Annotated in this window: 11 protein-coding genes and 1 pseudogene; all 12 read right to left on the bottom strand. The window is 46.3% G+C overall.

The features are described from left to right. Positions 1-127 (bottom strand): annotated as a pseudogene (locus tag UXZ23_RS09080) (tRNA 2-thiocytidine(32) synthetase TtcA); the annotation flags it as partial. Between the two features lie 132 nt (positions 128-259). Continuing rightward, positions 260-757: a hypothetical protein gene (locus UXZ23_RS09075; RefSeq protein WP_320820274.1), complete on the bottom strand. Its 498-nt coding sequence runs from the start codon at positions 755-757 to the stop codon at positions 260-262. A gap of 322 nt (positions 758-1,079) precedes the next feature. Next, the gene (fnr, locus tag UXZ23_RS09070) at positions 1,080-1,853 is read right to left on the bottom strand and encodes a fumarate/nitrate reduction transcriptional regulator Fnr (RefSeq protein WP_320820273.1); all 774 of its coding nucleotides are present in this window, start codon (positions 1,851-1,853) and stop codon (positions 1,080-1,082) included. A 65-nt stretch (positions 1,854-1,918) separates the two neighbouring features. After that, positions 1,919-2,590 carry a sulfite exporter TauE/SafE family protein gene (locus UXZ23_RS09065; protein ID WP_320820272.1) on the bottom strand — a complete coding sequence of 224 codons (672 nt, stop codon included), beginning with the start codon at positions 2,588-2,590 and terminating at the stop codon, positions 1,919-1,921. Further along, positions 2,587-2,799, bottom strand: coding sequence for a cbb3-type cytochrome oxidase assembly protein CcoS (gene ccoS, locus UXZ23_RS09060; RefSeq protein ID WP_320820271.1), 213 nt, complete (start codon positions 2,797-2,799; stop codon positions 2,587-2,589). The genes UXZ23_RS09065 and ccoS overlap by 4 nt, the downstream gene beginning before the upstream one ends. 2 nt (positions 2,800-2,801) lie before the next feature. Continuing rightward, the gene (locus UXZ23_RS09055) at positions 2,802-5,255 is read right to left on the bottom strand and encodes a heavy metal translocating P-type ATPase (RefSeq protein WP_320820270.1); all 2,454 of its coding nucleotides are present in this window, start codon (positions 5,253-5,255) and stop codon (positions 2,802-2,804) included. Beyond that, a complete protein-coding gene (locus tag UXZ23_RS09050) occupies positions 5,252-5,752 on the bottom strand; it encodes a FixH family protein (protein WP_320820269.1) in 501 nt (166 codons plus the stop codon). Before UXZ23_RS09050 ends, UXZ23_RS09055 begins: the two co-directional genes overlap by 4 nt. A 145-nt stretch (positions 5,753-5,897) precedes the next feature. After that, positions 5,898-7,310: a cytochrome c oxidase accessory protein CcoG gene (gene ccoG, locus UXZ23_RS09045; RefSeq protein ID WP_320820268.1), complete on the bottom strand. Its 1,413-nt coding sequence runs from the start codon at positions 7,308-7,310 to the stop codon at positions 5,898-5,900. A gap of 224 nt (positions 7,311-7,534) precedes the next feature. Next, positions 7,535-8,446: a cytochrome-c oxidase, cbb3-type subunit III gene (gene ccoP, locus UXZ23_RS09040; RefSeq protein ID WP_320820267.1), complete on the bottom strand. Its 912-nt coding sequence runs from the start codon at positions 8,444-8,446 to the stop codon at positions 7,535-7,537. Between the two features lie 2 nt (positions 8,447-8,448). Then, complete coding sequence (locus tag UXZ23_RS09035; RefSeq protein ID WP_015487130.1) at positions 8,449-8,625, bottom strand: CcoQ/FixQ family Cbb3-type cytochrome c oxidase assembly chaperone; 177 nt, start codon at positions 8,623-8,625, stop codon at positions 8,449-8,451. 4 nt (positions 8,626-8,629) lie between these two features. Then, positions 8,630-9,235, bottom strand: a complete 606-nt coding sequence (ccoO, locus tag UXZ23_RS09030) for a cytochrome-c oxidase, cbb3-type subunit II (protein WP_320820266.1) — start codon at positions 9,233-9,235, stop codon at positions 8,630-8,632. Between the two features lie 12 nt (positions 9,236-9,247). Then, positions 9,248-9,634 (bottom strand): cbb3-type cytochrome c oxidase subunit I (locus UXZ23_RS09025; protein WP_320820265.1); only part of this gene is annotated, 387 nt, incomplete at its 5' end.

The following is a 9,634-nucleotide window of genomic DNA, read 5'->3' as shown; positions in this document are numbered from 1 at the left end:
CCATCACGCGATCGCCTTCTTCAATCATGCAATAGTCTTCAATTGCTTTGCCGACATTACGACGTAAGCGTTTTTGTAGTTTGTTGAATTCTAGTTTTTCTTTGCGGTCATCGACGGATTCGATCATTGGTTCACCCCACTGATTGGCGTGCGCTTTATATCAAAATGACGGCATGAGAGGAACCCTCAGAGCGCGAGAAGACAGCTTAAGCACAGTGATGATCGGACAAAACTTGGTCAGATGATTGTTACGATAAACTTATGCTGCGGCGACTTTCATCGGGCGAATTAGCTCTTTGTACCTTGTCATAAAATCAGCAATGCTTAGATCATTGCGTGGGTGATAGTAGTGCTTCCATAGCTCTGCAAGTAATTCAGGCGTCGGATTATCTGGTAGTACAAATTCGGGGTGACGTAGATAGGCCAATAGCGCGATGGCAGTAGCGTAACTGAGATTGGTGGTGAGTTCGGCATGTGGATGGGTAAGAAAATCATGCTGACTGGCCAAGCCCCGTACTTTACTGGCTAGCTCAGGTTGATGCCCTAGGTAGTCATCCCAAATGTGGCGATGAGTTAATCCATGCATCTGGTAGACACCCGAAGTGCGCTGGCCCTCGGCTTTTAAAAAGGATCCAAGCTCCGATTCAACGGCGGCCGTGGCGAGTAATAACGTCTCGGCACCAGCATTTTGAACGCCTAAGCGTTGTAATGTTGGCTGAATAATACAGCGCTTAAAGTCTTCCGCAGCTATTCCCATTAAGGGGCTCCTAAGTAAGCACCGTCAAACGTGCAGTGCTGTATGTAGTATGTAGGACAAATTCAATTAATCTGCTTTGCCTTGCGCAAATAACGTCATTTTTTGGACATTTTAGCGATTAAACTCACATTCTTATCAAAGATAACGCAAAGCCCATGCCTATTTTTGATTCGAATACATTTTTGATCCTGCCTTGAGCACAGATTCAGATATTAGGTGCACTGATCTATAACTCATCTAAATTAGGTTTAAAGATTACGTTCCAATGCTAAAAACAGATGACGAAGACGAAAAAAAACCGGCTAACTAAGCCGGTTTTTCATTACTCATTGTGCTCCGTACAATGCGTCGGAGATACCAGCCCCGCCATTTCGTAAAGCGCATCCATGTCGCGCAATATAATTTCTTTGCCTTGAGTTTCGATCAGTTCGTTATTTTGAAAACGAGTAAATACTCGGCTAATCGTTTCTACTGCTAAGCCCAAGTAGTTACTGATATCAACACGAGACATTGGCAAACGGAAATGTGAAGGAGAAAAACCACGGCGCTGATAACGTTGTGAGATATCCAGTAAGAAAGAAGCAACGCGTTCTTCGGCGTTCTTTTTACTCAGTAGCAGCATCATATTTTGATCGTGGCGAATCTCAGTACCCATGGTGCGCATCAACTGTTTACGTAAGTCGGGTAGTTCATCAGCCAATGTATCAAGCTGCGGCAAAGGAATTTCACAAACCGTCGTGGTTTCTAATGCTTTTGCCGTCAACGGATAGCTGCCGGCGTCATAACCTGAAAGTCCAATCAGTTCGCTGGCAAGATGAAAGCCAGTAATTTGCTCTTCGCCGTTACTCGCCAGTGTGTAGGTTTTTAGGGCACCTGTACGAACAGCAAATACCGATTGGAAGGTTTCGCCTTGTTGAAACAAAAGCTGTCCCTTCTGAATCGGACGGCCACGGCGAATAATATCGTCTAGGCGTTCCATATCTGCATCTTTAAGCGATAGTGGCAGGCACAGGGCATTCAGAGAACACGTTTGGCAATGTGGTTGAGTACCACGTAATGGTGCGCTGGAAGTAGGAGAGGTTGAGGGCGTCTTCATGATCTAATTCCCGTTAATCAATATTGCACTGGAGCGAATATCGCCGATATTGCTTGCGATTTATACTAACTATTCGCAATGGGGAGCCAAACTGACACTAAGGTCCACAGCCCGTAGAGCATAAGTAGTGCGCCCGATATTTTGCGTACGATAACACGATTCAGGATTTGCATCAGTGTTGCGGCAGCGAGACTTGCGGAAAATATTGCCGGTAATGTACCTAGACCAAAAGCAAACATAGCTAAGGCGCCATTGATGGGTTGTCCATTAGCAGCCACCCAACTCAAAGTACTGTAGATTAATCCGCACGGAAGCCATCCCCATAGAGCACCCAAGAGCAATTGACTGCCCATGCTGGGGCGTCCAAGTTGTTTTTGTGCCAGCGGACGAATGAGGCCCCAAAGGCCTTGACCTAGGCGCTCAACTTGAGTCAGCCAAGATGCCCATTTGGCAACATATAGGCCCATTAGAATTAACATCACACCAGCGATGGTGCGCAGACCGAGCATTAACCATTGATGTTGGGATTGCAGCCATAAACCGGCTGCGCCGACGAGAGCACCCGCTAAGGTATAACTTGCAATGCGGCCTGTATTGAAAAGAAGCGCCGCGCGAACTCGGTTTTGGCTATCCGCATTTCCCGCAGCGGCCGCTATGCCACCACACATGACGAGGCAATGACTAGCGCCAAATAATCCCAATAAGATTGCGGTAATGAACGACAGTGGTTCTGTCATTGTTTCTTCGGGCCTTCACTTCTGTCTGGTTTGGATTCGTCTTGCTTGTCTTTGCGCTGAATTAAGTGCTCGTCATCATCAAACAGAATTTTGTGAGCTGGGGACTCTAGATCATCGAATTGTCCGCCTTTTACGGCCCAAAAAAATACCACTACCGCAATACCGATTAAGGCAATAGAAAGGGGAACTAAGATGTAAATAATATCCACGATCAAGCCTCATTAAGGGATAGTGAGCGATGGCGAATTAAACGCAGGGCGTTAAATACAACCAATAGTGAGCTAAACGACATACCAATAGCAGCAGCCCACGGCGGGATTAAACCAGCAGCAGCCAACGGTAATGCAATTAGATTGTACAGCAATGCCCAGCCTATGTTCTCACGAATTATCAGGCGCGTACGCCGAGCAACATCGAAGGCGGTAATTGTGGCTTCTAATCGTCCGTTAGTGAGCAACATATCCGCATTAGTTTTAGCCAAATCAGAGGCATCGTTGACCGCTAGCGATACATCGGCACCTGCAAGAACAGGGACATCATTAATACCATCGCCGACCATCATGACGCGCTCACCTTGTTGCTGCCAGTGTCTTACCGCTAATAACTTTTCTGCGGGACTAACGCCAGAGCGCACATCGTCAATACCAAGACTCGCTGCAATTGTTAACGCCGCAGGACTGGGGTCGCCGGTTAATAGTGATACTTTAATACCACGAGCTTTGAGTGCCTTGATGACCGGCTCAGCACTACGACGCACAGAGTCGTTTAATAAAAACCAAGCCAATGGTTGCTCTTCGTCAGCGAGTAGCAGCCACTGGCCGGTGTCACTATGAGGGTGTTCAATGGCATCTGACCAAGCGAAATCCGCCCGGCCAAATCGTAGAGTTCGCCCATTAATTTTGCCACTAACCCCTTGGCTTGGGTGATGACGTACATTACTCGCTTGAATCTGTGACTCGGCGGCGATACTGGTGAACGCGAGGGCAATCGGATGCGTGGCATGTTGCTCAAGGGTTGCCACTAGGGCAATTGCGTCGTCAGTCGGTAATTCTGTCAACGTCTCCACACGCTCTAGCGTTAATCGGCCTTGAGTTAAGGTGCCGGTTTTGTCGAATACAACGCGTTGAATAGTGGTCAGGGTTTCAAGCACATGTCCCTTACTGATTAAAATACCTTGTTCGCGTAGCGCCGTCGTTGCTGCTGTAAGGGCAGTAGGGGTAGCGAGTGACAGTGCGCAGGGGCAAGTGACGACCAGAACCGAGAGTGCGATAAAAAATGCATGCTCATTGCCCATTAACCACCAATATCCGAAAACAGAACCGGATATAATCAATACGGCGGCGACAAACCGGCTGGCGATACGATCTGCAAGTAAGGCTATTTGTGGCTTTTCTTGTTGTGCACGATCCATCAAACGCATAATAGTCGATAGCTGTGCTTCCGCGCCTGTGGCGGTTACCTCCATTAGCATGGGACTTTCGACATTGACCGTTCCACCAATTAACGTTGCTCCAGGCGCTTTCGAGATAGGCAAGTATTCTCCGGTTAATGCGGCTTCATCGACGCTACTATAACCTTCAACCACAATGCCATCGGCTGGAATTGGATGACCCGGTTTTAGCCTTAGAATATCACCAATACGAATGTCTTCAGTCGCTATGATTTGTTCGTTTTGATCCGTGATTGACGCAAGCTTCAGTGCAACATTCGGCAGCAGCGTCATTAAATTATTGCCTGCTTTACCCATACGGTGACGGGCGCGCATTTCCAAAAAGCGGCCTAACAATAGGAAAAATGTAAACATGCAAACGGAATCGAAATAGACTTCGATTCCTTGATTAAATGTGCTCCAGACACTGGCACAAAACGCTAAAACAATAGCCAGCGATACCGGAACATCCATGGTCAAATGGCCAGAGCGCAGGCTACGCATTGCCGCATCAAAAAATGGCCTAGCGCCAAACAACACCACTGGCAAAGTCATAATCATCGCCGCGAAGCGCATGAATATTTCGTATTGTGTTGCCATGCCGACATAAAGTGGTACAGACATCATCATCACTTGCATGGTGCCAATACCAGCGACAGCTAAACGACGAATCGCTTGCTTGCCTTCGCGGGCCTGAGTTGCTTCTTGCTCTGTCGCGGAAAATGGCGACGCTTTGTAGCCGAGTCTGTAAATGGCTTCAATGATTTGTGATAAGCGAATATCGCTATATTGCCAACGCACGACTAAACGATGATTTGATAGGTTTAATGTCGCATTTATTACGCCATTTAATTGGCTGATACGATGTTCGATTAGCCAAGAGCATGCGGCACAACTTATGCCATCGATAATGAGCGTCGCTTCAGCATAGTCTGTGCTGTGTGCAACGAAGCGACGCTGAAGCGCTTCACTATCATACAACTGCAAAGATTCACGCACAGCAAGTTCGTTGACGTCATCTTCTGCAGGAGAAAGATCAGGTAACTCGGTACGATGGCGGTAGTAATCTTTCAGTCCCGAAGCAACAATAGTTTCAGCCACCGCTTTACAACCTGGGCAGCACATAGGTTGATCAATACCATCAATGATGACCAGCCATTGCTGATTGCCTTTGATCGGCTCACCGCAATGGAAACAATCGTTCGAAATATGATTCGCGGGCGCTAGAGAGCTCATTGTTTTCCGAGAGTAAAGGCCTTATTCACTTCGATAACTTCCGTCGAGCGTACACGCCACTTTTGTTCTCCGCTTAACAACCAAATATGACGTTTCTGTGGCAATTCTAAATTGTTGATACCAACATAGCTGCCATCTTCTAAGCGCTGCATCAATACGATTTCATCACGGTCTTGCAGCGTTGGATGAATTAATTGTAATTGCAGGGTGTTGGGTTGCTCATCAAGATAGCCGCGCAAATTTATATGAATTTCTTCACCGATAAAAACAATGTCTGCAGCTATTTGAAGGCGTTTGGCGTATTCATCGTGTTCAAGATCTTCGGTGTAGTTCACGCCATCCTTATAATAGGTGTCGTTTACTAACGAATCTTTGGTGTTAACTGCTAAATAAAGCATCACCATTCCCCAGCAAACAGAGATCAAAGGTAAACCTATTACTAACAGCATCATAGGTTCTTTGTGCCACGGGCGGTGTTCTTGCTTTTCAGTATTCATTAACTTCTCTTTTCGTGAATAGGCATCGATCGACGCTTTGAGAATGCTTACTTGCTATCTAGCAAGAGAAATCACTAGATAGCAAAAAACGCTCAAGTGTAACCACTTGAGCGCCGGTTCTCCAGTATCGAACTGTCAAGTTTAATCAACCACGAGGAGCGATAAAGCGACTTTCCTCACGCGCAATTTCTTCTCCGGTATCTTTATCGTACACAACGAATTCAATATTCGTCTTACTGCTTGGAAGTTTGGCTTTTTCTGGATCGATTTCTAAATCAACAATTACCTCTTTTAGCTCGTTTACACGCAAGGTGTATTCCGCTAGACCACCCATTTTGTAGTGTTCAAGACCTTCCATTTTCAGCACATAGGTGTGTGGCTCTTGCGCCATGTTGATCATTTTAAGCGTGTAACTATTACGCACGGTATCGTTAGCAGTTAGCTGATATAGCTGTCCACGGTCCCGTTCAATATCTAATTGGAATGGCGTACGTGTGGCAATGGTGTAGGTTAAAGCCCCCATCATAGTTAACAGTACTGCTGCATAGCCAAAGAGGCGAGGACGCAGAATATGCGTTTTCTTACCTTCTAAGTTATTTTCAGTGGTGTAGCGAATTAACCCTTTAGGTTTGTCGAGTTTTTCCATAATGGAATCACAGGCGTCGATGCACAGTGCGCAGCCGATACATTGATACTGCAAACCATCACGAATATCGATACCGACAGGGCATACCTGCGCACACAAAGAACAATCGACGCAGTCACCAAGCTTGGCTTGCTCTTCTTGGTTTTCTACTTTTTTACTACGTTTGCCGCGCGGCTCGCCGCGATTGTAATCGTAAGAAACTGCTAAGGTATCGTTATCGTACATTACCGATTGAAAACGAGCGTACGGGCACATGTAAATACAGACTTGTTCGCGCATCCAACCGGCATTTATGTAAGTTGCGATACCGAAGAATAAAATCCAAAACAGTGCCCAGCCGTTAATATTTAGCGTAAAAAAATCAGGCACTAATTCGCGAATAGGGGTGAAGTAACCAACAAAGGTTACGCCTGTCCAAACTGCAATAATAACCCAACCAATATGCTTAATGGCTTTTTTACGGAATTTAGTTGTGCTCATTGGCTCTTTATCGAGTTTCATTCGCGCATTACGACTGCCCTCGGTACGCTCTTCAATCCACATGAAAATAAACGACCAAGCGGATTGTGGACAGGTATAGCCACACCAAATACGGCCAGCTAGGTTAGTAATGGTAAATAAGCCGAAAGCACAAATAATTAAAATAGACGACAACAGAACAAAATCTTGGGGCCAGAACGTCATGCCTAAAATATGAAATTTACGCTCTGGTAAATCGAATAAAATTGCCTGCCTATCGCCCCAGTTTAACCAAGCCGTGCCAAAATAGCCGAGCATTAAAGCCCATAAAGACCAACTACGAATTTTTTGAAAAAACCCAGAAATAGCGCGTACGTAAATTTTTTCGCGCTTTTTATACATACTTTGGAGTTCGGGTTCTGGCGTGACGTTTTTGACCGGAATTTGACTCATAACGGCAAATCACCCTCGTTAGTAAAACTAAAAGAAGAGTCGAGCAAAATAGGGTAGATCAACAATTATCTAACACCCCTTATATAACGCTGTAATTATATAGTTTTTGCTAGGCTTCTTTAACGAAAAAAGCGGCACTTGGCCGCTTTTTCCTTATTTTATTGCCGTAGCTCAATTTTTAACTTCGACAAGGCGTGGGGTAGCGACTACCCCACTGGCTCACCTTACTTCTGAGATAAAGAATAGATGTAAGCTGACAAAACATGCACCTTATCTTCACCTAAGATTTCAGCCTGTGCAGGCATTTTACCATTACGACCGTGCTTCAAAGTAAATTCGATTTGCTTTGTTGCACCACCGTAGAGCCAAATCTCATCGGTCAGGTTTGGAGCACCAACCAACTGATTGCCTTTCCCATCTGCGCCGTGACAAGCCATGCATAGCTGCTGGAACTTAGGAGCGGCTTTTTCAGCAGCTTCTGCGCTGTGCTCTAAACCAGACAAGCTACGAACATACTGAGCCATTTCACCAACGCCTTCATTACCTAATACAGATGCCCAAGCTGGCATTGCAGCCTGACGACCGTACATGATGGTTTGCTTGATGTTCTCAGGCGTACCGCCATACAACCAATCGTTATCGGTTAGGTTAGGGAAGCCTTGAGCGCCTTTAGCCGCTGTACCATGACATACAGAACAGTTGCTTTTGTACAGACGTTGGCCAGTTTGCAGCGCGTCTTCGTTCATAGCAAGTTCTGCGATATCAGTTGCACGGTATTCAGCATAAAGCGGAGCGATCTCTTTATCGAACGCTTGAACTTCTGCTTTCCATTGGTTCGTAGACGTCCAAGTTACTTCTTGATCATCAACCGTTACCGTTAACCAACCGTCATAGTTACCTAATCCATAAGCTGATAAGTAGCCAAAACCGAACACGATAGTGCCCCAGAACATAAATACCCACCAGCGCGGTAGCGGGTTATCCAGTTCTTCGATGCCATCATAGGCGTGACCAGTAGTCTGGTCGGTTTCTTCCTTTCGCTGTCCTTTGCTGGTGTACATAATCAGCAAACCGCAGCCAATCATGGATCCCAGCACAATCGCCACGACCCACACTTGCCAAAAAGTGCTTAACATATTTATTTACTCCGATCGTTAGCGTCGTGCGCAGGCATTTCCTCGTTCTCAACGAACGGGATTTTAGCGTCATCATCAAAGCGTTTCTTGCGACTCGAGCCGTATGCCCACCAGATAACTCCGGAAAAAGCGATAAGAGCAAATATCGAGCCGAGGCCGCGCACGTCGTTAATATCCATGGGATTACCGTTTAGTGATCACAGTGCCCAGGTGCTGCAAATAAGCAACCAGAGCTTCGATTTCAGTTACACCGTCAACCGCTTCTTTAGCACCTTCGATGTCGGCATCTTCATAAGGTACGCCGACCATACGTAGAGCTTTCATCTTTTTAGGTGTTAAACGACCGTCAACCTTGTTCTCGAACAGCCATGGGTAAGATGGCATAACAGACTCAGGAACAACGTCGCGTGGGTTGTACAAGTGAGCACGGTGCCATTCATTTGAATAACGACCGCCAACACGAGCCAAGTCAGGACCAGTGCGCTTAGACCCCCACAAAAATGGATGCTCGTAAACCGACTCGCCAGCGACAGAATAAGGACCATAGCGCTCGGTCTCTGCACGGAACGGACGAACCATCTGAGTATGGCAAACGTGACAACCTTCACGGATGTAAATGTCACGGCCTTCCAATTGTAGCGCAGTGTAAGGCTTTAAGCCTTCAACTGGCTTATTGGTATCACCATGCCAAAACAGTGGAACAATTTCTGCCAAACCGGCCCAGCTGAGAGCGATAACAATCAACACAACCATCAGCGGGAGGTTTTGCTCAATTTTAGAGTGATTCATTTAATAAACTCCTTATGCCTGAGCTGCAGCGGTATTGTTAGCTAATGACTTGTTGGCATCGCGTACTGTCATGTACACGTTGAACAACATCAACAACATACCCGTCAGGAACAAAGCACCACCTAACACACGAACCGCATAGCCCCAGTGTGAAGCAGCAACAGACTCGACGAAGCTGTAAGTCAGGGTGCCATCAGCATTAACTGCGCGCCACATCAAACCTTGCATAATACCGTTGACCCACATCGCAGCGATGTAGAACACAGTACCAATGGTCGCTAACCAAAAGTGAGCGTTAATCAGCTTGGAAGAATACATTTCGCCCGCTTTACGACGGAACATGTTAGGAATCAAGTGGTATAACGCACCGATAGCTACCATAGCAACCCAACCTAACGC

Origin of the sequence: Thalassolituus sp. (genome assembly GCF_034111725.1) — a bacterium.
Classification (GTDB): domain Bacteria; phylum Pseudomonadota; class Gammaproteobacteria; order Pseudomonadales; family Oceanobacteraceae; genus Thalassolituus.
The sequence above is the reverse complement of the archived record's forward strand: the minus strand, read 5'-3'. Positions and strand labels throughout refer to the sequence as shown.